Genomic DNA, 24803 nt, shown 5'->3' with positions numbered 1-24803 from the left:
TACGTCCACTGGCACGCTGATTGAAGATATGGAGACCTCAATGAAACCGCGCCACTACGCTCTGCCCCTCGCCCTCGCCTCTACCGCCCTTCTGGCCCTCAGCGCTCAGGCCGTCACCGCCATGCCGGTGGGTAATCCGAACGTGCCGCAACCGGCCAGGCCGGTGGAACTCACGCGCTATCTGGGCCTGTGGTACGAACTGGGGCGCTATGAGAACCGTTTTGAAAAGGACTGCGATCAGGTCACGGCGCAGTACAGCCTCGCCGAAGATGGCAAGATCAACATTCTCAACACCTGCGGCTGGCGCAAGGGCGAACCGGGCAAGTCGTCGAAGGGCAAGGCGAAGATCGTCAGCGACAGCGGCAATGCCAAGCTGAAAGTCTCCTTCTTCGGCCCATTCTATATCGGCGATTACTGGGTGCTGGACCACGCCGAGGACTATAGCTGGTCGATCGTCGGCGAGCCGTCGGGCAAGTATCTGTGGATTCTGACCCGCGCACCGTCACCGGCCGTCAAGGTGCGCGAAGACCTGCGTAACCGGGCGCGTGAGTTGGGCTACAATACCGACCTTATCCGCTGGACGTCGCAGACGCCGAACAGGCCATAGACTCTATGTAAACCCGTGCGGGGGTCGGGTTTTTAGGCTCGACCCTTTTCAGACTATTGGTTATCTCTTTCGCTTTTCCGCCGTACGAAAGCGTTGAGTCATGACCGTCACCGCGCAGGACCTGCAAAATCTGAAGCCCAATGTGCAGCGCGCGACAAGGATGCTCAAGCTTCTGGCCAGCGAGCCCCGCCTGATGATCCTCTGCCGGCTTTTTGAGGGTGAGGCCAGCGTTTCCGATCTCGCCGACTATCGGGGGCAGCCTATTGCCGGCACCTCACAGCATCTGGCCAAGATGCGGGCGGAACATCTGGTCTCCACGCGCCGTGACGGTCAGACCATCTACTACGCCTTGGGCGATCCGGCGACACAGAAGGTGATAGAGGCCCTGTGCGAGGTCTATGGCCCCAAGGCGTAAACGCCGAAATCCCTGCATAAGACATTGAAACAGAGGCCAAATGCCTCTAGTCTTTGCGTTTCAGGATCGATTTGCCATGACCGACACCCTCCCCGCCAAAGTCAAGATGACCGACATTGCGCGTCTGGCCGAAGTGTCTCTGGCCACCGTTTCGCGCGCCCTGGCCGACAGTCCGCTGGTGCCGGAGCCGCAGAAACAGCGCATCATCGCCATCGCCGAAGCGCACGGCTATGCCGTCAATCAGGCGGCGCGCAACCTGCGTATGCAGACAACGCGCACCATTGGTCTGGTCCTGCCGCTGGGCCACGAAACCGGTCAGCAGATGACCGACCCGTTCCTGCTCGAACTGGTCGGTTACCTCTCCGAAGAGGTGTTTCGTCGCGGCTATGACCTGCTGTTTTCCAAGAATCTCTCACCGCAAAGCGGCTGGCTGAATTCGCTGGTGAAGTCGCACCGCTTCGATGCGATGCTGGTTCTGGGGCAAAGCGATCAGCACGACGAAATCAACGCCATCTCGGCCCACTATAACCCGATGGTGGTGTGGGGCGAACGGTTACCGGATCAGGGCTACTGCTCGGTCGGCGTGGACAATGTCCACGGCGGACGGCTGGCGGCGGAGCATCTGCTGAGCAAGGGCCGCAAGCAAATCCTGTTCCTTGGACCCGCTCAGGTGCCCGAAGTGGCGGCGCGTCTCAAAGGCTTTAGCGAGGGGCTGGCTCTGGCCGGGCATAAACTTACCCCCGCGCAGATCATCGAGACGCACTTCACGCCGGATTCAGCCTATGAGACGGTGAAGGGGCTGGTCGCTTCGCGTCGGCGCTTCGATGCCATCTTTGCGGCGTCGGATGTTATCGCGGTGGCGGCGATCAACGCGCTGATCGACGCGGGACGGCGCGTGCCGGAAGACGTGGCCGTTTGCGGTTTCGACGACGTGGCCATGTCCAAAACCATGTCTCCGGCCCTGACCACCGTAAAGCAGGACCTGCGGCTGGGGGCGCAACTGATGGTCGATCTGTTGTTCCGGCGGCTGGCGGGAGAAAAGACCTCGTCAGCCGTTCTGGCCGCCGGACTGATCGAGCGGGCCTCAACCTGATCAGTACTCGGCATTAAGCGCGTTCAGACGCGCACCGGCCGGGTCGCGGCGGTGGTTGAAGACCAGCGCCACAAACAGGACCAGGGACAGACCGGTGGCCAGCACAAACCCGTACTGCGCCCCGCCAAACAGGTCCGACACCGCCCCCATCGCCAGAGGGGCGACGACGGCGCTGAGGCAGGTGAAGAACAGGATCACCCCGCCGGCCGCGCCATGCTGCGCCTTGCGGAAGCCCGATATGCCCTTGGAATTGATCGTCGGGTACATGACCGACATGAACAGGCCCGACAGGGGCAGGCTATAGACCGCCACCGCCTGCCCGCCGATCAAGGCCGCCACGAAGCAGATCAGAATGGCCCCGGCGCACAGCAGCAGGACCAGCGTCCATTTCAGGCGCGCCAGCATCCACACCCCCAGAAAACGCCCGGCGGCGCGCAGCACGAAGAAGACGCTGAGGGCATACAGCGCCAGCCACACGGCCGGGCCCTGATAGCCTTTGAGCAGGGTCGGCATCCACACATAGATGGCGGTTTCCACCCCGACATAGAGCATGGCGAGCGCCGAAAAGGCCAGAGCATAGGGATCACGCACAAGGCCCAGCGAAGCCTTCAGGCTGAAAGTGTCGCTCGCGCTCGTCTGCCGTTCGGGATAGCGCACCACAAAGGCCGTTATGATCAGCAGTGTACACAGCGTCCCGGCAATCACATAGAGCCACTTCCACGACGCGCCTGACACCAGAAGCTGCGTGACGATCAGCGGGCCAATGATGGCGCCCACGCCGAAAAAGCCCTCGACCATATTCATGACGCGCGTATGGCTTTCGGTGGAGGTGGAGATGTCGCCGATCAGGGCCAGGGCTCCGGTTTTAAACACCCCGATGGCCAGACCTGAAATGAACAACAGGCAGGCGAAAAAGAGAAAATCATTGCCGACGGCAAACAGGAAAGAGTTGAGCGCAAACAGGCTCAGCCCCAGAATGATCGTCCATTTGCGCCCCAGACGATCGGCCAGAAACCCCAGCCCCAGACCGGCAATAGCGATGCCGCCCATGGTGGCGTAATGAAACGCCCCCGCTTCGGTCATGCTCAGGCCGTAATCGCGGATGACTTCGGGTATGATAACCCCCACCGCGTCCGTCGTCATGGCGAACATCATGAACATCAGATAGGTCAGCCCGGTAATCAGGGCGATATTGGCCGGGCGGGCCAGATGAGGCGCAGGTGTCGTCATGGAGCGGTTCCCTGTATTTTGTTGTTATACGTCCAGAAGCCGTAAGCGAGAAAAAAGAACGGAAGCGGGCCGCAGAGGGGATGCGACCCGCTCCCGATGCCTTCACGCTAAGGCATTTTTTGACGCTCATGTGTATCCAAAAAGTGGTGCCCACTTTTTGGCATGAGGCTTTTTTGACACCTCATGTGTATCCCAAAGGTGGTACCCACTTTTTGGCATGAGGCTTTAGAACCGATACTTCAGGCTGATCGTCGAGGTGCGGCCATTGATGGCGCGGGCGCGCACATAGTTGGTCGCATTGTTGGTGATCGCGCCTTCTTCGACCTCGGTGATCCCCAGGACGTCAAAGGCATTGTTGACGTTCAGCGAAACGGTCAAGTCGTCCGTCAGGCTGTAATCGGCAAACAGGTTGGTCTGCACATAACCCGGCATGACCAGTTGGTTGTCGTCCTGCGCATAGGCGTCGGTGGTGCCGACAAAGTTCGCCCCGAATTCCAGCTTGTCCATCTTGTAGGTCGGCGTGAACTGGAACACCCACTCGGCCTGACGACGCGGACGCTTACCGACCGCAGTCGGGCTCAGGGCGTCCTTGGTGATCTCGGCCTTGGTGTAGGTGGCCCCACCGTTGAGGCTGAGATTGCCGATGCGATAGGCGCCTTCAAACTCGATGCCCTTGGCCTCGTACACGCGGTCAAAGAACCTCTGCGAGGTGGCTTCGAAATTCTGCTCCTCGGTTTCGGCAGCAAAGGCCGTCACGAAGACACTGAGCGGGCCGCTGCGGTACTTCACACCGGCTTCGGTTTGCTTGACGAAGTCGATGGCGTCTTCACGCGACACCGAACCGTCGTCGCGCACCTTACCGAACAGCAGGCGGTCAGCATTGGCGCGCGCGCCCTTCGAGTAGCGGGCGAAGTAGGACAGGTGGTCCGTAGCGCGGTAATTGGCCCCCAGCGAGTAGGAGGTGTAGCTCCAGTTATAATTGACCGGCTTGGCCGCCGCATAATTGACGAACGAGACGCTCTTTTCCGGATTGGAGATGACGCCGTCGCCATTGACGTCGAAATTGGCCATCTGGGTTGAGGCGGCATAGGTGCCGCGCGCCTTGCCTTCGTCCTGACGCACCGAGGCTTCGAGCGTCAGCTTGCCCCACTCGCCGCTGGCAATCACATAGGGGGCCACAATGTCGTACTGCACATCATAATGACGGGTGCAGCAATTGCCCCACACCGGCACGCCATAGGCGAACAGGCCGTTTTGCGACAGGTTGGTGTTGCCGGCATAGAGGTTGAGCAGGCGCGCATTATCACCGGCCACTTCCATGGCATAGCTGTTCCACACCCAGTCCATATTGATCGTCTGCGACGAATTATAGAGACCGAAGGTCAGGTCGATCTTCGAGCCCAGGGCGTCAAACGTCTTTTGCAGCTTGAGGTCATTGGCCGAATTGTCGAGGCTGTTCAGGCGGGTATTGAAGGTGTGCATGATCATGGCCAGCCCCGTATAGGTCGAACCGGCATTCGGCCCATTGGCCACCACAAGCCGCGTCCCCGCCGTTCCCAGAGCCGAGTTAATACCCGAAACAATCTCCGCCGAAGTGCCCACCGTCGCCGGGAAGGGCGCGATAAAGTTGGCCTCGGTCTTGGCGAAGCGGAACTTGTCGTTCAGCGTCCAGCCACCGCCGATATCGAACTGCGCTTCGCCATTGAAGACGAGGCTTTTCGGGGCCATGCCGTCGCGCACATTGGTCACGGAGCGATTGTTGCTGCCGTTCAAACCGGCGTCCTGCATGAAATAGACCGAATGGATGGTGTCGGACTTGGCATCCAGCCCCGGTGCCGACGACCATTTCGGGTCGCCATTGGTGCCCGTCACCTTCATCGGCATGGGCAGGTAACCGATCGACTTGTCATTCAGATATTTGACGCCCAGACGCACGAAGCCGTTATCGAACTTGCGCGTAATATTGGCCTTGATCTGCCCGCCCTGATTGGCGGTGTAGCCGGCCTTGCGCGGCCCTTCGCCGGAGCGGTAGAAGCCGCCGATATGGAAGTCGATCTTATCCGACAGGGCGCCGCCATATTCAAAATCACCGCGCGTCTGACCGAAGTCGATACCCTGCGTCAGTTGCAGCGTGCCACCTTCCTTCGCGCCGGTCTTGGAGATGATGTTGATGATGCCGCCCGGCGAATTGGAGGCCAGGGTTGAGGCGGTGCCGCCGCGGATGGCTTCGACGCGGCCAACCGTCAGATCGGTACGCAGAAAGATGTCGGCATTACCAAAGGCGATGTCGCCGAACTCCAGAATGGGCAGGCCGTCTTCCTGAAGCTGAAGGAATTTGGCCCCGCCCGCCGCGACCGGCAGGCCGCGCACGGCGATATTGGCATTGCCTTCGCCGCCCGTCGATTCGGAGCGCACGCCGGGGATGTTGCGAAAGACTTCGGCGGCCGAACGCGGGGCAAACTTCTGCATGTCTTCGACCTGAATAGCGCTGACCGAGATCGAGGTGTCGAGCTTGTTGGCCTTGCGCGCCACACCGGTGACGACCACCTCGGTGACGCCTGAATCGGCAGACTGATCCTGCGCCGAAGCGGGTGAACCCAGCACAGCCATGAGCGCCACCAACGAAACGCCGCCGGTCGTCCATATCGACTTTGACATATTATTCCTCCTGATGAAGCGCGTGGCTTCGCATTTTTCATTACGTCCGGACGGGATCTTTGAGTCTCGCTCCGGGCCTGGTTCGGAAAACATCATTTATTGTAAACGTTTTCAAGTTAATTCTTTCTAAAATCGCCGATTCAGACCCAAAAGAGCCGGGATTTGGCATTTTTGCCACAGCTAAGCCTTTCAAATTCGTCAAATCGGCATAGGTCAGCGATATTTAACTTGTAATCCTTTTCATTTTGAATGTATCTAAAGGCAGGACGCGGTTGCGATCCCTCTTCCCTACCCTTGGGCCGCCGACGTGTGTTCGGCGGCCCGCTTTTTCAGACCGGGAACCCCTGATGCCCGATACGATCCATGCCTCTGCTGATCTGTCCTGCGACCCGCTGTGGCGTCAGGCGGAGGCCTGCCTGCGCACGCTTTATTGTGGCGATCCCCGCTTTGAACACAGCCTCAGCGATCTGAAAGTCCGCGTGGCCGATGCGCGCAGCACGCGTCCGACCGCCCTGCGTCACCTCGATATCGCCCGCGCCGATACGCCCAACTGGTTCCTTAAACCCGGCCGCCCCGCCTATTGCACCTATATTGACCGCTTCGCCGGTACGCTTGAAGGCACGGCGCAGCACCTCGACTATCTCGAAGGCCTTAAGGTCGGCATCTTCCACCCCCTGCCCCTGCTGAAACCGCGCGAAGGCAATTCGGATGGCGGCTTTGCCGTGGCCGATTACCGTGAGGTCGATCCGCGTCTGGGGACCATGGAGGATTTGCGGGCGCTGGCGGCTGAGTTGCGGGCGCGCGATATGTCGCTGGTGCTCGACATGGTGTGCAATCACACGGCGCGCGAACACCCCTGGGCGCAGAAGATGCTGGCCGGTGACCCAGCCTTTGCCGACTTCTATATCGTGCTCGACTCAGCGAATGAGGTCGCCGAATGGGAAGCGGCGCTTCAGGACGTTTTCCCGGACACCGCGCCGGGCAGCTTCACCTATGACGCCGAAGCCGGTGGCTATGTGTGGACGACCTTCTACCCGTTTCAGTGGGACCTGAACTACGCCAATCCGCGCGTCTTTGTCGAAATGGCCGACAGCCTGTTCTTTCTGGCCAATGCCGGGGTGGAGGGTTTCCGCCTCGATTCGACGGCCTATCTGTGGAAGCGCAAGGGCACGATCAGCCGCAACCTGCCGGAAACGCACCTGATCCTTCAGGCGCTACGCGCCCTGCTGACCCTTGTGGCGCCTTCGACCTTCCTGCTGGCCGAAGCCATCGAATCGCAGGCCTCGGTCCTGCCCTTCTTCGGTACGCCGCAGGCGCGTGAATGCGATCTGGCCTATAATAACGGCGTCATGACCGCCCTGTGGGGCGCCCTGGCCGATCAGAAGGCCGATGTGCTCAAGACCACCATTGAACGGGCCGGGGAAAAGCCGGGGCATGGCCACTGGCTGAACTATGTGCGCTGCCATGACGACATCATCTGGCTGGCCCTGTCCGATACGGCCGCGCCGGAACGCCTCACACACTGGTCCGATTTCTTTGCCGGCAAGGGCTCCTATGCGAAGGGCGAGGCGTTTCAGGCCCCTGAAGGCTTCCCGGCCTCCGGTTGCGGCATGGCGGCCAGCCTGTGCGGCGGCAAGGATGACCCGCAGATGCCCGCCCGCCTCAAGCTGCTCTACGGCCTCACCTACGCGCTCGAAGGCGTGCCGCTGCTGTATATGGGCGATGAAATCGCGCTGGAAAATTTCGACGCCTATCGCGACGATCCGGACCTGAAGGACGAGGTGCGCTGGCTGCATCGCCCGGTGATGGACTGGGACAGGGCCGAGCGGCGCCATGTGCCCGGCTCTGTTGAACACGACATGTACGCCTTCCACCGGCAACTGGCCGACACCCTGTCGCGGCTCGCTTTCACGCCGGGGCAGGCCGTGCGCACCGATGCCGATGAGCGTCTGGTGATTATCGAACGCCCCCTCGCGGCGGGCCGTTTTGTCTGCGTCGCCAATCTCAGCGCAGACCCCGTCATCCATACGGTCGCGGGGAGCGTACTGATAGGTTCAGACAATAACACCCTCCCGGCCTATGGGCTGCGCTGGTTTATCGAAGAGGCCTGATCATGCCCTATTTCGCAGCCCTTGAGGTCGGCGGTACCAAGGTCAATGTCGCTGCCGGTTCCGGCCCCGACGACCTTCAGAACCTGCGCATTCCCACGCGCGCCCCGCAAGAGACGTGGCCGGAGGTGCTGCGGGCGCTCGACACCCTGTCGCAGGGGCGCGCCTTCGACGCCATTGGCATAGCCAGCTTTGGCCCCATCGACGTCAATCCCCAGAGCCCCACCTATGGCCACTTTCGCAAGACGCCCAAGCCGGACTGGAGCGGTTTCGACCTGCTGAGCCCGTTGACCGAGGCCTATCCCGAAGTGCCGATCGGCCTCGATACGGACGTCAATGGCGCGGCCCTCGGTGAAAAACGCTGGGGCGGGGCCAAAGACCTCGACACCTTCGTCTATGTGACGGTGGGAACGGGTCTGGGCGTCGGGCTGGTCGTCGCCGATCAGCCGGTGCACGGCCTGCTGCACCCCGAAGCCGGGCATATCCGCGTGCGCCGCCACCCGGACGACACCTATGCCGGCCATTGCCCCTTCCACGGCGACTGCTGTGAAGGCTTAAGCTGTGGCCCGGCCATCGAAGCGCGCACGGGACACAAGGCCGAGACCCTGCCGCCCGACCACGCCGTGTGGGGTATGGTGGGCGACTATCTGGGGCAGTTGTTCTGCAATCTGGCCCTGATCACCTCGGCCCAGCGGATTCTGGTGGGTGGCGGGGTCGGGCTGAATGAGCCCGTCCTTAACGCCTCGCGTCAGACCTGCCACCGGCTGCTCAATGGCTATCTGGAGGCGCTGGAGTCTGCCGACAGTATGGACCGCTATATTCAGGCCGCACATCTGGGCGATCGTGCGGGGATGCTGGGAGCGATCGAACTGGCCCGCCGGGCGTTGGACTAAGCACATTTTTACGCGTGCCCCAAAGCCGCGCAGTGCGGCCTTACGCGGCGTGGCTTTAGGCTGGCCTCCTCATCCGGAGGTCCGTCATGGCGCTTCGCCCCTACTGGAGCGGCAATCTGCGGCTGTCGCTCGTCACCCTGCCCGTCAATGTCTATTCGGCGCTGAACCGTTCGCGTCAGATTCCCCTGAAGGAAATCTACCGCAAGACGGGCGAGCGCGTGCACCGGCTCAACGTCACCGAAGACGGCACCGAGGTCGAGCGCGACGAGATCATCAAGGGCTATGAGGTCGAAAAGGGCGAATACGTTCTGATCGAGCCCGACGAGATCAAGGATTTGAAAATCCCGTCCTCGCGCACGCTCGATATCGTGCAGTTCGTGCCCGCCGAAGAGATTGACGATCTCTATTTCGACGCCCCCTACTTCGTCGCGCCGCAGAAAAACGCCGATGAGCAGACCTTTGCGGTCATTCGCGACGCGCTGAGGCAATCAAAGACGACCGGCATAGGGCAACTGGCCATCGCCGGACGTGAGCGCCTGTGCACCATCCGCCCGTGCGGCTCTGGCCTGATCCTGCAAACCCTGCGCTATGAAGACGAGTTGCGCGATTCCGACCCCTATTTCGACGACATCACGAAAAAGGCCGCGGCCTCCGAGGAACTCGATCTGGCGCGCGAACTGATCAAGCGCAAGACCGCGAAGTTTGATCCGGGCCGCTTCCACGACCATTACCGCGAAGCCTTGCAGGAGCTGATCGAGGCCAAGGTCGAAAACCGTGAGCCGGTGGCCGTTGAGGAAGATCGCCCCGTCGCCAAGGTCATCAACCTGATGGATGCCCTGCGCAAAAGCCTCAAAGACCCGGAGCCGGCACCACCAAAGGCCGAAAAGCGTGCGCGCAAAACCCCGGCCAAACGCAAAAAGGCCCCGGCAAAGACGGCCGCCCGCAAGAAGGCCAGCTAGATGGGTCTCGACCTATACAATCAGAAGCGCGACTTTGCCAAAACCGCCGAGCCAGAGGGCAAGCCGGGGCGCAAGGGCGGCAACCGCTTCCTGATCCAGAAGCACGATGCCACGCGCCTGCACTACGATTTCCGGCTGGAACTGGACGGCGTGCTGAAATCGTGGGCGGTGACGCGCGGCCCCAGCCTCAACCCGCAGGACAAGCGGCTGGCGGTCGAGGTGGAGGATCATCCTGTCGCCTATGGCACGTTTGAGGGCACCATTCCCAAGGGCCAGTACGGCGGCGGGACGGTGATGATGTGGGACGAAGGCACGTGGGAACCGCTGGACGACCCGCATAAGGGGCTGAAGGCGGGCAATCTCAAATTTCGACTGCACGGCAAACGGCTCAGCGGCGAATGGGCGCTGGTGCGTATGAAGCCGCGACCACAGGATCGTGGTCGCGCCAACTGGCTGTTGATCAAGCACGACGATGCGGCGGCGCGCGAGGATGCGGCCGAGGCGTGGCTTGAGACGCAGGCGACCAGCATCACCACGGGACGCCGCATGGAAGAGATCGCCGCCAATACGCACAGCGAGTGGCGATCACGACCGAAGGACGCGCCACCCAAACGCCAGAAGATCGAATCCATACTTGATTTTATAGAGCCGGCGCTGGCGACGCTCGCCGTCGCCCTGCCCAAGGGCAAGGATTGGGTGCATGAGATCAAGTTCGACGGCTACCGCACGCAGGCCCTGATCGAAAATGGCGAGGTGCGGCTTCTGACGCGCACGGGCCTCGACTGGACGCACCGGTTCCGGCCCCTGCCCGACTGTCTGGCGCAGATGCCGGTCACCAGCGCCGTACTGGACGGCGAAATCGTCACCGTGAACGAAGGAGGCCGCGCGGATTTCAAGAGCCTGCAGGCCACCCTGTCCGGTGAAACCGATGTGCCGCTGCAATATTATGTCTTCGATCTGCTGCATTTGGATGGCGAGGACCTGCGTGATCTCCCACTGGTAGAACGTAAGGCTAAATTAAAAAAACTGTGTAAAGACAATGATTTCGGCGGACGTATTCACTATAGCGAACACTTCACGAAGGACGCCGCTGACCTAAAAGACCGGCTGTGTGCGCTGGATCAGGAGGGCCTGATTTGCAAACGCGCCGATGCCCCTTACCGCTCCGGGCGCCATCGCGCGTGGCTGAAGGTCAAGTGCCACAAGCGGCAGGAATTTGTCATCGGTGGCTTCACCCTGCCCAAGGCTGGCGGCAAGGGGATTGGGGCTTTGCTGATCGGCTATTATGAGGCGGGCCACCTGACCTATGCCGGTAAGGTGGGGACGGGCTTTACCCACGACAGCGCCATCGACCTGCGCCGCAGGCTAGAGCTGATTGCTCAAAAAGATAATCCGTTCAGTGACATTCCGCCAGAATTTAAACGCGGGGCGCATTGGGTAGCGCCGCACCTTGTGGCCGAGGTGCAGTTCGGCGAATGGACCTCCGATGGCCGCCTGCGCCACCCGTCGTTTCAAGGCCTGCGTGAAGACAAGCCTGCGCAGGACATCCACCGCGATCGCCCGCTCAGCCCAACCGAAGTGCGCAAAGCCAAAGACGTACCCGCGGCGCGCGAGCCCAAACGCCGCGCGCCGGTGTCGAAAACATCCGCAAAAGACGAGGTCGGTGGCGTCACCATCTCGTCGCCAGACCGTGTCGTCTTTCCGGGCACGGATATCACCAAGAAGGACGTGGCTGAGTATTATCTCAGCGTCGCCGACCACATACTGCCGCACATTGCCGGGCGTCCCATCTCGATGATCCGCTGCCCGGAAGGTATTGGCGGACAGTGCTTTTTTCAGCGCCACCTCACCCAGGCTACCATCCCACACGTCAAAGATACCGGTATTCAGGTCAATGGCCGCGAAGACGACTATGTAATGATCGAAGACGAGCGCGGCCTGATCAGCCTGACCCAATGGGGCGTGATGGAGATTCACCCCTGGGGCTGCATGGCCGCCACGCCCGACCGTCCCGACCGCCTGATTTTCGATCTCGACCCCGATCCCGAAGCGGACTGGGCCGACGTGGTGGCCGGGGCGGCGGAGGTCGGCGAACGCATGGCCGAGTTCGACCTCCGGAGCTTCCTCAAAACCACGGGGGGTAAGGGCCTCCACGTGGTCATTCCCATTCAGCCTGAACACGACTGGGACGCCATCAAGGCCTTTACGCGCGCCGTGGCCGAATCCATGGCGCACGACAGCCCGCAACGCTTTGTGGCGCAGGCCTCAAAAGCCAAGCGTAAAGGCCGGATTTTTGTCGATTATCTGCGCAATGACCACACTGCCACGGCCGTGGCCCCCTATGCGCTGCGCGCGCGTCCCGGTGCGCCCGTGGCCATGCCGATAGAGTGGGAGGCGCTTAGCCCCGACCTCGATCCGGCGGGCTTTACGCTGGAGAACGCACCTGCCCATCTCAAACGGCGCAAGGCCGATCCGTGGGACGATATGACTCGACTGCATCAGCGGCTGTCGTCCGACATTCTGAAAGCGCTGAAGATTTTATAGGCCCCAGATATAGCTATTCGCTCTCCGCCGCGGGCCTCTGCTAAACCTTGCGGTCCAGCATTTCACGCACGCGCGCCGCCAGTTCCTCGATACTGAACGGTTTGCCGATCAGTTCGACCCCGGCATCGACCACGCCATTGTGCACAACAGCATTGCGCGTATAGCCCGAGGTAAAGAGGACTTTCAGATCAGGGCGCGCCTTCTGGGCCGCATCGGCCAGCTTGCGGCCATTGATTTCCGGCATCACGATGTCGGTAAACAGCAGCCGGATTTCCGGATGGGCGTCCAGTAGCCGCAACGCCGCCGCCGCCGAGTCGGCCTCCAGCACGCGGTAGCCCAACTCGGTCAGGGCATCGCAGCTAAAGCGGCGCACCACGGCTTCATCATCGACCACCAGAATGACATCGCGCGCTTCCCCCGGCAAAAGCACACCCTCGGACGGCCCGTTGTCAGGCGCGACCACATCCACACCAGTCAGGCGCGGCAGATAGATCTTGACCGTCGTGCCCTGCCCCGGCTCCGAATAGATGCGGACGTGGCCGTTCGACTGCTTGACGAAGCCATAGACCTGACTGAGGCCCAGCCCGGTCCCCTTGCCGACGCCCTTGGTGGTAAAAAAGGGATCGAAGGCACGGGCGATGACGTCCGGCGGCATCCCGCACCCCGTATCGGTAACAGCGATCAGCACATACTGACCGGTCGCCACGCCAATCTCTTCGGCCACATAGCGCGAATCGAGGTGGGCGTTCTGGGTTTCGATGGTCAGTCGCCCGCCGTCGGGCATGGCATCGCGGGCATTGACCCCCAGATTAAGCAGGACGTTTTCTAACTGGTTGGGATCGACGTGCACTGGCCACGCTCCGGCGGCCAGCACGGTCTCAAGCTGAATGGCCCCGCCCAGCGAATGGGCCAGCAACTCCGACATACCCCCCACCAGCCGATTGACATTGACCATTTCGGGCCGCAGCGGCTGCTGACGCGAAAAGGCCAACAGGCGCTGGGTCAGGTTGGCAGCACGCTTGGCCCCCTCCAGACCCTGCGTCACATAGTGGCGGGCACGCACGTCTTCGGTGCCGATACGGCGGTTGAGCAGTTCAAGCGATCCCATAACAACGGCCAGCATATTATTGAAATCATGAGCAATACCACCGGTTAGCTGACCCACGGCTTCCATTTTCTGCGACTGCCGCAACTGCTCCTCAAGCTGACGCTTGGCCGTCACGTCGATACCGACGCCCGTGCGGCGCACCGCCTTGCCGTTCTCGAAATAGGTATGGCCGCGCGACAATACCCAGTGCAGCGAGCCATCCGGGTGGATCAGGCGGTATTCCAGTTCGATATCGCCGTGACGGGCCAGGCCTTCGGCCATAGTTGTGCGCAAGGCCGCCCGGTCATCGGGATGCACGTTAGAGAGAAACACCTTGCGGCTGACGCCGCTCACGCCCGCTTTGGGATCGAGCGCATAGACGCTGGCAATGCCCTCATCGTAATGGAAGAGGTCGCTGGCCACATCATAGGTCCACACGCCGATGCCATCGACGGCCCCCAGTGCCAGACGGGCAAAATCGCGGCTGTCTTCCAGTTCGCGGGCGCGCCGGATGTCGTCGCTAATGTCGCGCGCCACGCAATAGACAAGGCCGTTTTCTTCGTTCGCTGTCCACGAAAAGGTCCGATACTGGCCGTCGCGATCACGCAGCCGGTTTTCAAAGCGCCACGTACTGCCGCCCGCCGCCAGAGAGCGCAGTTGTGTGCGCGTCGTTTCGTGATCGTCGGGGTGTTCAAGCCACTGGGCGGTCTGACCGATCAGGTCTTCGGCCGTCCAGCCCAGCAGCCGGGTCCAGGCGGCGCTGACCTTCAGCCAGCGGCCTTCGCTGTCGGTAATCAGGAACGGGTCCTGCGACAGGGACCACAGCCGGTCGCGCTCCTCCAGTTCGCGCACGGTTTGCAGCAGGAGGACGTCCTGCTCCAGACGCTGCGTGACGTCATAGGCAAACTGATAGGCGCCGATAATCTCGCCATCGAGCCCGTATAGCGGGGCGGCGCGGATTTCATAGGCGTACCGTCCGACAGTCTCTTCGCCAAACTCTTCTATCGTGAGTACGGATTCACCCGCCAACGCCTGATCCCACAGGGCCCGCACATGGGTCACCGCGTCGGGGTGATCGGCCAGCCGTTCCAGCAGGTTGTCGCCAACGCGCGGCGTAATGCCGAACAGACGCTGAAACTCGGCAACGGTGGCGCGATTAATAGCGCGCCAGTTATAGTCGGTGTCGATGACGTGGATAAAGGCTTCGGTCGCTTCGACCACATCGGCCAGAATCTTGCGCTCGGAAAGAGCGTGCGTCACCCGGTCTTCCAGCGTGGCATTGAGCGCCTTCAGGGCGTCTTCGGCGCGCTTGTGCTCCGTCACATCATAGCCACCGACGAAGATGCCCGTCACCGCACCCTTGTCGTCGAAGACGGGCTGATAGATGAAATCAATATAGCGCGTCTCGCTCTGGTTGGAGAGATTGACCGGAAAGCTGCGCGACACAAAAGGCTGCCCGCTGCGGTAAACCTCATCCAGCAACTCATAGAACCCCTGCGCCGCCAGTTCCGGGAACACCTGACGCACACTGTGCCCAATATAGTCGCGCTCACCGGCAATGGTGCGATAGGCCTCGTTGACATAGGTAAAGACGTGGTCCGGCCCTTCCAGCGTCGCCACAAAACCCGGCATGTGGCGCAATGACCGCGCCTGACTTTCACGCTCGGCGGTGGCGGCGCGTTCCGCCAGAACCTTGCGCGTTGTTTCGACCACGATGGCCAGAATACCGGCCGGGCTTCCGCCCTCATCGCGCACCGGCGAATAGTCGATATCAAACCAGATTTGTTCCGGCTGTCCCGACCGGTTGAGTTCAAAATGCAAATCGCGATAGGCCAGTGTCTGACCCGCCAGCCCGGTCCGCACAACATTATCGTTGAAGTCTGACGCCTCCGGCCACGCTTCGCGCGCTCCCATGCCGAGGATTTGCGGATGTTTGCCGGCCGCAATCTGCGCATAGCCGTCATTATACAGCAATATCCCCGCTTCACCCCACAACACGGCCATAGGCACGTGCGAGGCGACGATCAGGCTGACGCAGGTCTTCAGGCAGGCCGGCCACGTTTCGATGCCGCCCAGTTCGCTCTGCGACCAGTCTTTTTCTGCAATCAGGCGTCCGCACGCCCCGCCGATGGACAACAGACTGCGGGCATAGCCGCCAGCGGATAGGGGCGCAAAGCGTGCGTCATCACGGGCGGACATGGAAACCTTGGGGAACAGAGCCAGCAGGCCCCATGGCTAAACGCCAGAGTATAAGTTTTCAATAATTGCTATGTGACTCGCAGCGGCGGAAAAGACCGCGCGCTTCATCTTGGTTAGGGACAGTCCTTTCTGGAGTTTCTCATGCCCCTTGCCCACCCGCTTCGCGCCCTGCCCGCCGCCCTGCTGCTGATGCTGGGTACACTGCCCGCCGCCGAGGCCCGTGAAGGCCGCGCCTACTATTTCGGCAGCGACCTGTCCTATGTGAATGAGATGGAGGATTGCGGCGCTTCCTACAGCCGCGACGGCAAGCCAGAAGACGTCTATGCGCTGTTCAAGTCGTCCGGGGCCAATCTGGTGCGCCTGCGCCTGTGGAATGATCCCAAATGGACGCCCTATTCCAATCTCGCCGACGTGACCAGGGCCATGAAACGGGCCAGGGCCGCCGGTCTGCCCGTCCTGCTCGACTTCCACTATTCCGATGACTGGGCCGATGGCGACAAGCAACTGGTACCCGCCGCCTGGGCCCATCTCAGCACCGATCAGCAGGTCGAAGCCCTGTATAAATTCACCTACGACACGCTGATGACCCTCAACGCGCAAGGGCTGATGCCGGATCAGGTTCAGGTCGGCAATGAAACCAATGGCGAGATGATGGGCTCGGTGACGTGGAAACAGGGCGATCCGGTCAAGCCGATCAACTGGGAACGCAATGCCCGCCTGTTCAATGCCGGTATCCGCGCCGTAAAGGACGCAGGCCTCAAGGCGGGCAAGACGCCGCGCATCATGCTGCACATCGCTCAGCCGGAAAACGTCGAGGGCTGGTTCCTCAAGGCGACCAAAGCCGGGATCGAAGGCTATGACCTGATCGGCATCAGCTATTATAAAAAGTGGTCGAAAATGGACATGGCGGGCCTTGGGGCGGTTATCAATCGCCTGCGCCACACCTATCCGGGTAAGGATATTGTGGTGGTCGAAACCGCCTATCCCTATACCGACAAGCATATGGACGAAAACGTCAATCTGATGGGCGAAGATTCGACCTTCCCCGCCTATGGCTTTTCGCCCGAAGGTCAGGCGCGCTACCTGCACGACCTGATGCAACTGACGCTCGACAATGGCGGCGCGGGCGTTGTCTATTGGGAACCGGCGTGGGTGTCCACGAAGTGCAAAACGCGCTGGGGCAGCGGCTCCAACTGGGAAAACGCCACCTTCTTCGACTTTGCGGGCAAGGCCCTGCCGGCGCTGGACTGGCCTAAGGCCGATTACATCTATCCGGTCGAAATGACTTTCCAGGTGAAGGACGAAGGCCAGTCGGCCCTGTTCGTCAGCGGCGACTTCACCGGTGGTCTGGCCGTGCCGATGACGCGCGAAAACGGCTGGTTCGTCTACCGCAGTTGGCAGCGCCCCGGTTCGACCCTGCTGGCCGGGGCTGCCACCACGCCCGAAGCCCTGAAAGACGCGCCAGCTTCGGAAATCACCGTGCCGGCGAAGGCTGCGGTGGCGACCCTATCGACAAAATAATCACACACCGCCGTCTGCGCGTCTTTTATCATACAATTATCTGGTCAAAAACGCGCGGACGTGTTTACTCTGTGAGACAACCCCGCCTGTGGGCAGGTGACGAAAATGGGGAAACCGGTTTTCGTCACCGGCTGAATCACGAGAGACGGGGGACTCAGGGAGTGCCACCGTGCGTATTGAAACCGGCTTTTGCCAAAAAAAGCGCGCTGACGCGGCGGAAACGCGCCGCTCGTGCATTTTATACCGTAGAGGCGTCTGCCGGGCGGGGCTGTTATGAGCGCGCACGACGAACGTCTGGCTTTCATCGGGACGCATATCCTGCCGCATGAGGCGGGGATGCGTCAGTGGCTGTCGCGCGCCGGGCTTTCGCCGTCGGAGCGCGACGATCTGGTTCAGGAGGTCTATTACCGCCTGCTGCGCCAGACCAGCTACGCCCATATCACCGACCCGCGCGCCTATCTGTACCGGATGGCGCGCAATCTGATGCTGGAGCAGATCAGGAAAAACCGCGTCGTGTCGATCACCACCGTTCAAAACCTCGATGAGCTGGGCCGGGCCGATCTGTCGCCCACGCCGGAGCAGGCCGTTTCGGCGCGCCGCGAGTTGTCGCGCGTCATGGCCTTTATCGAGAGCCTGCCCGCCCGTTGCAAGGCGGTGTTTGAGCTGCGCAAGGTGCACGGCCTGTCTCAGGCCGAAACCGCCGCGCGGCTGGGCCTCAGCGAGAACGTGGTGGAAAAGGAAACGGCACGCGGCCTCACCCTGATCCTAAAGCAGGTCGCCGAAGGCGATGCGCCCGCTCTGGTGCCGATGCAACCCACCCGGACCCGGCATGTCGGCCATTGACGAACAGGCTGCGGCCTACATAGCGGCGCGCGCCGCCGGGCGCTGGGATGAGGCCGATCAGGCCGCGCTTGAGGCGTGGCTGGCGGCCGATACGCGGCGTCAGGGCGCCTTTTTCCGCGCCGAAGCCGCCTGGGCCATGCTGGATCGCGCCAGCGTAATGGGCGCAGGCATCGCCGCCGATACGGTCCATACGTCTCCTTTTCGGGCCTTGGCTCCCCGCCCGCCTACCCTCACCCGTCGCCAATGGCTGGCCGGGGGCGGCCTGATCGCGGCGTCGGTTGCCGGCGCGGCCCTGATCCTGCCCGCATTGACCCATCAGCGGCTTCAGACCGAGGTGGGTGAACTGCGCAAGGTGCCGCTGAAAGACCAAAGCATCGCCAGCGTCAATACCGATACCACGCTCGATGTCGCGCTGGGGGCCAAACGCCGCGACATCCGCCTGATCCGTGGCGAGGCGTGGTTTCAGGTCGCCAAGGACAAGACCCGCCCCTTTGTGGTCGAAGCCGATACGGTACGCGCCCGCGCGGTCGGCACGGCGTTTGGCGTGCGCCGCTACCCCGACGGGGCCGAGGTCATGGTCAGCGAGGGCGTGGTCGAGGTGTGGAACACACAGGCACCGGACACCCCTACACGTCTTGAAGCCGGGGGCCGGGTCTTTGTGCCCTATGCGCCGCAGCCGATCCGCGCGGAATACGCTCCCGAAACCGTGGATCGTCGTCTGGCGTGGCGCGAGGGGCAGATCGCGCTCGATAATGACAGCCTGACCCACGCCGCCGCTGAGTTCAACCGCTACAACAGCCGCAAGATCGTGATTGCCGATCCGGCGCTGGGGGACGAGAAGCTGGTGGGCTGGTTCCGCGCCGATCAGCCGGACACCTTTGCCCGCTCGGTGCATCTGGCGCTCGACGTGCCGGTGCGCATCGACGACACGCGCATCGTCATCGGCACGGAATAAAATAAATAAGATAAAAATATCGAATGAGGCGGCGGAAAGCGTTTCGGGCTTCATCTTGGATAACAGGAGGGGTGACTGCCGCCAGACCGGCACACCCGATAAAAAGCAACCGCAGTCCCACTCCACGGCGCGGTCCTACGGGAAACACCACAATGATCCAGTTCTCCGGTGCCTCACGAGCCGCCCTGATTGCCGCGCTGAGCGTCAGCGCCGCCTATAGCGCCCCTGCCTTTGCGCAAAACAAGGCCTTCGCCATCCCTGCGCAACCCGCCGCCAAGGGCGTGCAGGCCTTCGCCCAGCAGTCCGGCCTTCAGGTGCTGGCCAGCGCCGATGACCTCAATGGCCTACGCACCAACGCCGTTGAAGGCACGCTGCCCGTTGATAAGGCCCTGATCCAACTGATCAGCGGCACCGGCCTCAGCCTCAAATCAAACGATGGCCGAGCTGCGGTTCTGGTGCGCGCCTCTGCCGCCAGCATCGAACGCACCGCCGACACCGCACAGGCCGAAGCCCCCGCCGATGAGCCGGAAGAGGTGACGGTCGTCGGTATCCGCAAGTCGCTGCGCGACGCCATCGACCAGAAGCGTTCCAGCGCCGGGGTCGCCGAATTTATCTCGGCCAAGGAAATCGGCGTACTGCCCGACGTCACCATCGCCGAATCTCTGGCGCGCCTGCCGGGTGTCACCACCTCGCGCGACCGTGGCAATGACAGTCAGGCCTCGATCCGTGGCATCGGCCCGCGCATGGTGCTGGGCACGGTCAATGGCCGCGAAGTGGCGACCTCCGAGCCCGACCGCAACGTCCGCTGGGAAATCTATCCTTCCGAAGTGGTCGCCGGGGCTGCTGTCTATAAGTCCTCCGAAGCGCGTCTCCTGTCGGGCGGCATTTCGGGCACGGTCGATCTGCAAACCATCCGTCCCCTCGCCTATTCGGGGCCGCAGTTCGTGGCCCGCGCAGGGGCCGTCTATTACGACGGCGGCAAAGCGTTTCCGGGTTATGACGGTCTGGGCTGGCGCGCCTCTGGCTCATGGGTGAAAAAGGTCAATGACCAGTTCGCCTTCGTTATCGGCCTGACGGGTCAGAAGCAGAAGAACGGCTATGAGAGCTTCCGCGGCTGGGGCTTCAACGACGACTCGATCCGCGCCGGTAACTCGACCGGCCCGGTCGTCGCGGGCGGCCCCAAGGTGCCGACGCCGTGGGGCGCGGGGTCCGAAGCCAAGTTCCTTGATGCCGATCGCTATTCGGCCTCGCTGGGGGCGCAATACCGTCCGAACGCGCAGTTCGAACTGACCTACGATCTGCTCTATTCGAAGTACAAGATCAAGGAAGACCAGAACCAGACCTGGTACGGCGAAAACAACTGGGGCAACTGGGCCGGTGGCAATACGGGCAGCTTCAGCAATCCGGTCATCGTCAATGGCGATCTGGTCGGGGCGACGACCGCGTGGTCGCGTCTGATGCCGGTTGTGGCACGCTATGCCGAAGACAAGTCGCTGCTGGTCACCGGTCTGAACGGCAAGTGGACCAGCGAAAAGTGGACCGTCACCGCCGATCTTTCCTACTCGAATGCCGAGCGTGAAAACACCTGGCGCGCCATCAAGATGGAATATTATCCGTCCAGCATGACGTGGCTTTTGAGCGAAGACCCGTTCATCACCGTCACGCAACAGCCGGAGACGGCCACCCTGTCCACCGTGGCCGGGACCAATGATGTGGGTAAGGTCAAGGACGAACTGACGTCTGGTCAGCTCGATTTCCGCCGCGACTTCGGCGGTGACTTCTGGACGTCGCTACAGTTCGGCGCCCGCTATGCCGACCGCACCAAGTCCGAAGCCACCGGCTATACTCAGGCAGCCGGCCCCGTTACGGCCAGCATCAACGCCTCGACCCTGACGGCCTATAAGCTGGAGAATTTTAACGTTCCGGCCATGTTGAAGGGCGATTTCGACGCCCTGCGCGTCAGGCTCTACGGTCCCAACGCCTTCAGCCTGTCGCCGGATCAGATCGCCTACAATTCCGAAGTCTCGGAAAAGGTTGGCGAAGCCTATGTGCAGGGCAATTTCGCCTCGACCTTCATCGACGCTCCGGTCACGGGTAATGTCGGCCTGAGGGTCGTCAATGTCGATAGCCAGTCGTCTGGCGACTCGCGCACCAGCGTCTGGGTCGAAGCCACGCCCGGCAACTGGGTCGAGCGCGTGACCCTGACCCCCACCACGGGCGGCGTCAGCTACACCAAGGTCCTGCCCTCGGCTTCGGTCAAGGTGCAGGTGATCGACAATGGCTTCCTGAAACTCGGTCTGGCCCGCGTCATGTCGCGCGCGCCGCTGAACGAACTGAAGGCCAACCGCGCCATCTCGACCTCGGCCCCCTATACGGGTTCGGCCGGCAACCCCTATCTGAAGCCGTTTGAGGCCGATCAGATCGACGCCTCTTATGAATACTACTTCCGTCCGGACTCGCTGTTCGCGGTGGCGGGCTATTACAAGAACGTCAAGAACTATGTCGGCTATAACCAGCGCACCGAAACGATCAACGGCAATGTCTATACCCTGACCTCGCCGATCAATTCGAGCAAGGGCGGCTTCATTTCGGGCGTCGAATTCACCTTCCAGACGCCGTTCGACACCTTCTTGCCGAATGTGTCGTGGCTGGACCGCTTTGGCATCTATTCCAACCTGGCTCTGGTCAATTCCAACATCAAGGAATTCGTCCCGGCGGGTAACCCGCTGCCGATGAACGGCGTGGCCGATACCACGGCCATTCTTGACCTGTGGTATTCGGACAAGAAGTTCGAAGCGCGTCTGGGGGCCAAGTACCATTCGGAATACACCGCCATCCTCGGCTGGGATTCGACCAATCTGGTGCGCGTGATGCCGGAAACGACGCTCGACTTCTCCGCGGGCTATAATATCAACTCCAGCGTCTCGCTGCGCTTCCAGGCGGGCAACCTGCTGGATACGCCGATGAAGGTCTATACAGACTATAAGTCAAACCGCGTGGGCGACATGTCCTATTATGGCCGTCGCTTCCTGTTCGATCTGACGTACAAATTCTAATCGATTTCAGAGACTTTAGGGGCCGGGTTTTCGCTTGAAGACCCGGCTTTTTTATTTGTAAGATAATTTCAAAACCAGAGGGAACCGTCATGACCGATCTCAACCGTCGCCGCCTGCTGCAAACCGCTGCCGTCACCGGAGCGGCCCTGACGGCACCGCACGCCGTAGCGGCCGCGAAGGCGACCGAGCCCGTCATCGACTTTTTCCCGCAGGACGACCTCGGCCCGCGTGAGCGGGTCTCGCTCGATCTCGACTGGCGCTTCACCTTTGGCCACGCCAGCGATATGAGCCGCGATTTCGATTACGGGCTGGCGCTACGTACCCACGCCAAGCAAGGCGCGCGCGTCGCCACCTGCGTCGGAGCGGACTTCGACGATTCCAACTGGCAAAAGATCGACGTGCCGCACGACTGGGCCGTCGCCCTGCCCTTTGCGCAAGGCGTCAAAGGCCCCATCGCCAATGGCGAGGATGAGCCCGACATGCTGGCGGCGCATGGCTATAAACCCATCGGACGCGACTTCCCCGAAACCTCTATCGGCTGGTATCGCCGGGCGGTGCCGGTGTCGCCGGCGGATAAGGGCAAGCGTCTGTGGATCGAGTTCGACGGCGTGTTCCGTAACGCGCTGATCATCTTCAATGGCTTTATCCTGAAACGGCATGAGAGCGGCTACACCTCGTTTCAGGTCGATATCACCGACTTTATCAATACGGACGACACGCCCAATATCCTGACCGTGCGCGTTGATGCGACCGAAGGCGAAGGCTGGTTCTACGAAGGCGCGGGCATCTTTCGCCACGTCTGGCTGGTGAAGACCCACGCCGTGCATGTCCCGCAATGGGGCGTCTGCGTGCGCGGAAAGACCGACGGCACGGTCGAGATTGAAACCACGGTACGCAATGCCTCCGCTCAGCCGCGCAGCGTCAAACTCACCTCGACCATCGGGGGTAAGGAAGCGCAGGACGGGGCAACGGCTGAGGTGACTGCGGGCGAGTCCACCACCGTGCGTCAGACGCTGAAACTGGCCAACCCCATCCTGTGGTCGGTCGATACACCGCACCTCTACCGCCTGGAAACAACGGTTGAGGCGGACGACGGTATTCAGGACAGGGTGGTGACGTATTTCGGCCTGCGCGATATCCGCTTTGACGCCGAAAAAGGCTTTCTGCTCAACGGGAAGCCGGTCAAACTTAAAGGGACCAACAACCATCAGGACCACGCCGGGGTCGGCGCCGCCATCCCTGACGCCCTGCAAGTCTGGCGTTTGCAGCAACTGAAAGACATGGGCTCCAACGCCTATCGCTGCTCGCACAATCCGCCGACGCCCGAAGTGCTGATGGCCTGCGACCGGCTGGGCATCCTCGTCATCGACGAAACGCGCAAGATGTCGTCCAGTGAGGACGGCCTCTATCAACTCGACGCCATGATCCGTCGCGACCGCAACCATCCGTCGGTCATCGCCTGGTCGATCTGCAACGAAGAACCGCTACAGGGCACCGAACGCGGCATCGAAGTCGCCCAAACCATGAAGGCCCTGTGCAAGCGCCTTGACCCCACCCGTCCGGTGACGGCGGCGCTCGACAATTCCTACGGCAAGGGCATCACCTCGGTCGTCGATGTGCTGGGCTTCAACTATCGCCATCACCTGATGGAAAAGTTCCACGCCGACTATCCGAACATCCCCATCTATGGCTCGGAAACCGGCTCAACGGTCTCAACGCGCGGCGAATACGTCAACGACCCGTCGCGCTCCGTACTGCGGGCCTATGATACCGAGCATCCATGGTGGGCCTCGACCGCCGAAGCCTACTGGCCGCTGTTCGATGAGAAGGCCTTTATTGCCGGTGGCTTTATCTGGACCGGCTTCGATTATCGCGGCGAGCCGACACCCTATAACCGCTGGCCGGCCATTTCGTCGCAATTCGGCATTCTCGACACCTGTGGTTTCCCGAAGGACAATGCCTTTTATTACCGCGCCTGGTGGAAGAATGAGCCGCTTCTGCACCTGTTCCCACACTGGAACTGGGAGGGCAAGGAAGGGCAAAACATCTCCGTCTGGGTGCATTCGAATCTCGATGCCGTCGAACTGTTCGTCAATGGTAAGTCGCAGGGCAAGAAGACCGTCGTCAAAAACCGCCACCTCGAATGGGATGTGGTCTATCAGCCGGGCAAGATTCAAGCCTTTGGCTATAAGGGTAACAAGGTGGTCATGAAGGCCACGCGCGAAACCGTCGGACCGGCGACGAAGCTGGTCCTGACGGCCGATCGCACCACGCTCAAGGCTGATGGCCGCGATGTGGCGGTGTTCAAGGTCGAAGCCTTTGACGCGAAGGGCCGCCCGGTGCCGAAAGCCGATAATCTCGTAAAATTCTCGCTGTCCGGTGGCGGGGCGGTGATCGGCGTCGGCAATGGTAATCCCGCCAGCCATGAGGCCGACAAGGCCTCTGAACGCAAGCTGTTCAACGGTCTGGCGCAGGCCATTGTGCAAACCGGACGTTCGGCCGGGCGGATCACGGTGACGGCCTCGGCAGAGGGGTTGAAACCGTCGAGCGTGACCCTGATCACCGCTTAGAACGGCACGGGTTGTCTGACCTTTGCCCATCACCTGCTGAGACAGGTCAAACACCAACGCCCTGA

The 24803-nt window shown here is 61.6% G+C and carries 15 protein-coding genes; 12 read left to right on the top strand and 3 right to left on the bottom strand.

The genetic code is table 11. From position 1 onward, the window contains the following. Nucleotides 1-40 precede the first annotated feature (40 nt). The 3 genes from ACK8OE_RS00410 to ACK8OE_RS00400 all read left to right on the top strand — a co-directional run bounded on the left by ACK8OE_RS00410 (nucleotide 41) and on the right by ACK8OE_RS00400 (nucleotide 2115). Complete coding sequence (locus ACK8OE_RS00410; RefSeq protein ID WP_410270938.1) at nucleotides 41-607, top strand: lipocalin family protein; 567 nt, start codon at nucleotides 41-43, stop codon at nucleotides 605-607. Nucleotides 608-707: 100 nt separating this feature from the next. Next, nucleotides 708-1022: an ArsR/SmtB family transcription factor gene (locus ACK8OE_RS00405; protein ID WP_410270937.1), complete on the top strand. Its 315-nt coding sequence runs from the start codon at nucleotides 708-710 to the stop codon at nucleotides 1020-1022. 76 nt (nucleotides 1023-1098) lie between these two features. Next, nucleotides 1099-2115: a LacI family DNA-binding transcriptional regulator gene (locus ACK8OE_RS00400; RefSeq protein ID WP_410270936.1), complete on the top strand. Its 1017-nt coding sequence runs from the start codon at nucleotides 1099-1101 to the stop codon at nucleotides 2113-2115. On the opposite strand, the gene ACK8OE_RS00395 is transcribed toward ACK8OE_RS00400, so the two are convergent. Both ACK8OE_RS00395 and ACK8OE_RS00390 read right to left on the bottom strand, forming a co-directional pair. Next, entirely contained in the window at nucleotides 2116-3345 is a 1230-nt protein-coding gene (locus ACK8OE_RS00395; RefSeq protein WP_410270935.1) for an MFS transporter, read from the bottom strand. Between the two features lie 225 nt (nucleotides 3346-3570). Further along, nucleotides 3571-6003: a TonB-dependent receptor domain-containing protein gene (locus tag ACK8OE_RS00390; protein ID WP_410270934.1), complete on the bottom strand. Its 2433-nt coding sequence runs from the start codon at nucleotides 6001-6003 to the stop codon at nucleotides 3571-3573. Between the two features lie 347 nt (nucleotides 6004-6350). Here ACK8OE_RS00390 and ACK8OE_RS00385 point away from each other — a divergent pair, with 347 nt between their 5' ends. The 4 genes from ACK8OE_RS00385 to ligD all read left to right on the top strand — a co-directional run bounded on the left by ACK8OE_RS00385 (nucleotide 6351) and on the right by ligD (nucleotide 12507). Further along, a complete protein-coding gene (locus ACK8OE_RS00385) occupies nucleotides 6351-8114 on the top strand; it encodes an alpha-amylase family glycosyl hydrolase (protein ID WP_410270933.1) in 1764 nt (587 codons plus the stop codon). A gap of 2 nt (nucleotides 8115-8116) precedes the next feature. Then, the gene (locus ACK8OE_RS00380; protein ID WP_410270932.1) at nucleotides 8117-9004 is read left to right on the top strand and encodes an ROK family protein; all 888 of its coding nucleotides are present in this window, start codon (nucleotides 8117-8119) and stop codon (nucleotides 9002-9004) included. Nucleotides 9005-9090: 86 nt separating this feature from the next. Further along, a complete protein-coding gene (locus ACK8OE_RS00375) occupies nucleotides 9091-9963 on the top strand; it encodes a Ku protein (RefSeq protein ID WP_290797631.1) in 873 nt (290 codons plus the stop codon). Continuing rightward, nucleotides 9964-12507, top strand: coding sequence for a DNA ligase D (gene ligD, locus ACK8OE_RS00370; RefSeq protein ID WP_410270931.1), 2544 nt, complete (start codon nucleotides 9964-9966; stop codon nucleotides 12505-12507). 40 nt (nucleotides 12508-12547) lie between these two features. Here the strand turns inward: ligD and ACK8OE_RS00365 are convergent, their stop codons facing one another. Further along, nucleotides 12548-15793, bottom strand: coding sequence for a PAS domain-containing protein (locus ACK8OE_RS00365; RefSeq protein ID WP_410270930.1), 3246 nt, complete (start codon nucleotides 15791-15793; stop codon nucleotides 12548-12550). A gap of 141 nt (nucleotides 15794-15934) precedes the next feature. Between ACK8OE_RS00365 and ACK8OE_RS00360 the strand changes: the two genes are divergently transcribed. The 5 genes from ACK8OE_RS00360 to galA all read left to right on the top strand — a co-directional run bounded on the left by ACK8OE_RS00360 (nucleotide 15935) and on the right by galA (nucleotide 24738). After that, nucleotides 15935-17314 carry an arabinogalactan endo-beta-1,4-galactanase gene (locus tag ACK8OE_RS00360; protein ID WP_410270929.1) on the top strand — a complete coding sequence of 460 codons (1380 nt, stop codon included), beginning with the start codon at nucleotides 15935-15937 and terminating at the stop codon, nucleotides 17312-17314. Nucleotides 17315-17587: 273 nt separating this feature from the next. Continuing rightward, nucleotides 17588-18157, top strand: a complete 570-nt coding sequence (locus tag ACK8OE_RS00355) for an RNA polymerase sigma factor (RefSeq protein WP_410270928.1) — start codon at nucleotides 17588-17590, stop codon at nucleotides 18155-18157. Beyond that, complete coding sequence (locus ACK8OE_RS00350) at nucleotides 18144-19112, top strand: FecR family protein (RefSeq protein WP_410270927.1); 969 nt, start codon at nucleotides 18144-18146, stop codon at nucleotides 19110-19112. The genes ACK8OE_RS00355 and ACK8OE_RS00350 overlap by 14 nt, the downstream gene beginning before the upstream one ends. A gap of 152 nt (nucleotides 19113-19264) precedes the next feature. Further along, nucleotides 19265-22168, top strand: coding sequence for a TonB-dependent receptor (locus ACK8OE_RS00345; protein WP_410270926.1), 2904 nt, complete (start codon nucleotides 19265-19267; stop codon nucleotides 22166-22168). Between the two features lie 89 nt (nucleotides 22169-22257). Continuing rightward, on the top strand, nucleotides 22258-24738 hold the full coding sequence (gene galA, locus ACK8OE_RS00340) for a beta-galactosidase GalA (RefSeq protein ID WP_410270925.1): 2481 nt from the start codon (nucleotides 22258-22260) through the stop codon (nucleotides 24736-24738). The last annotated feature ends 65 nt before the right edge of the window (nucleotides 24739-24803 follow it).

Source organism: Asticcacaulis sp. W401b, assembly GCF_046503825.1.
In the GTDB taxonomy this organism is placed as follows: Bacteria; Pseudomonadota; Alphaproteobacteria; order Caulobacterales; family Caulobacteraceae; genus Asticcacaulis.
Note: the sequence above shows the minus strand (reverse complement) of the source record. Positions and strands in the feature narration are given on the sequence as shown.

Coding starts and splice junctions, on each gene's coding strand:
- ACK8OE_RS00410 (WP_410270938.1), top strand. CDS start 41: ATGAAACCGCGCCACTACGCTCTGCCCCTCGCCCTCGCCTCTACCGCC.
- ACK8OE_RS00405 (WP_410270937.1), top strand. CDS start 708: ATGACCGTCACCGCGCAGGACCTGCAAAATCTGAAGCCCAATGTGCAG.
- ACK8OE_RS00400 (WP_410270936.1), top strand. CDS start 1,099: ATGACCGACACCCTCCCCGCCAAAGTCAAGATGACCGACATTGCGCGT.
- ACK8OE_RS00395 (WP_410270935.1), bottom strand. CDS start 3,345: ATGACGACACCTGCGCCTCATCTGGCCCGCCCGGCCAATATCGCCCTG.
- ACK8OE_RS00390 (WP_410270934.1), bottom strand. CDS start 6,003: ATGTCAAAGTCGATATGGACGACCGGCGGCGTTTCGTTGGTGGCGCTC.
- ACK8OE_RS00385 (WP_410270933.1), top strand. CDS start 6,351: ATGCCCGATACGATCCATGCCTCTGCTGATCTGTCCTGCGACCCGCTG.
- ACK8OE_RS00380 (WP_410270932.1), top strand. CDS start 8,117: ATGCCCTATTTCGCAGCCCTTGAGGTCGGCGGTACCAAGGTCAATGTC.
- ACK8OE_RS00375 (WP_290797631.1), top strand. CDS start 9,091: ATGGCGCTTCGCCCCTACTGGAGCGGCAATCTGCGGCTGTCGCTCGTC.
- ligD (WP_410270931.1), top strand. CDS start 9,964: ATGGGTCTCGACCTATACAATCAGAAGCGCGACTTTGCCAAAACCGCC.
- ACK8OE_RS00365 (WP_410270930.1), bottom strand. CDS start 15,793: ATGTCCGCCCGTGATGACGCACGCTTTGCGCCCCTATCCGCTGGCGGC.
- ACK8OE_RS00360 (WP_410270929.1), top strand. CDS start 15,935: ATGCCCCTTGCCCACCCGCTTCGCGCCCTGCCCGCCGCCCTGCTGCTG.
- ACK8OE_RS00355 (WP_410270928.1), top strand. CDS start 17,588: ATGAGCGCGCACGACGAACGTCTGGCTTTCATCGGGACGCATATCCTG.
- ACK8OE_RS00350 (WP_410270927.1), top strand. CDS start 18,144: ATGTCGGCCATTGACGAACAGGCTGCGGCCTACATAGCGGCGCGCGCC.
- ACK8OE_RS00345 (WP_410270926.1), top strand. CDS start 19,265: ATGATCCAGTTCTCCGGTGCCTCACGAGCCGCCCTGATTGCCGCGCTG.
- galA (WP_410270925.1), top strand. CDS start 22,258: ATGACCGATCTCAACCGTCGCCGCCTGCTGCAAACCGCTGCCGTCACC.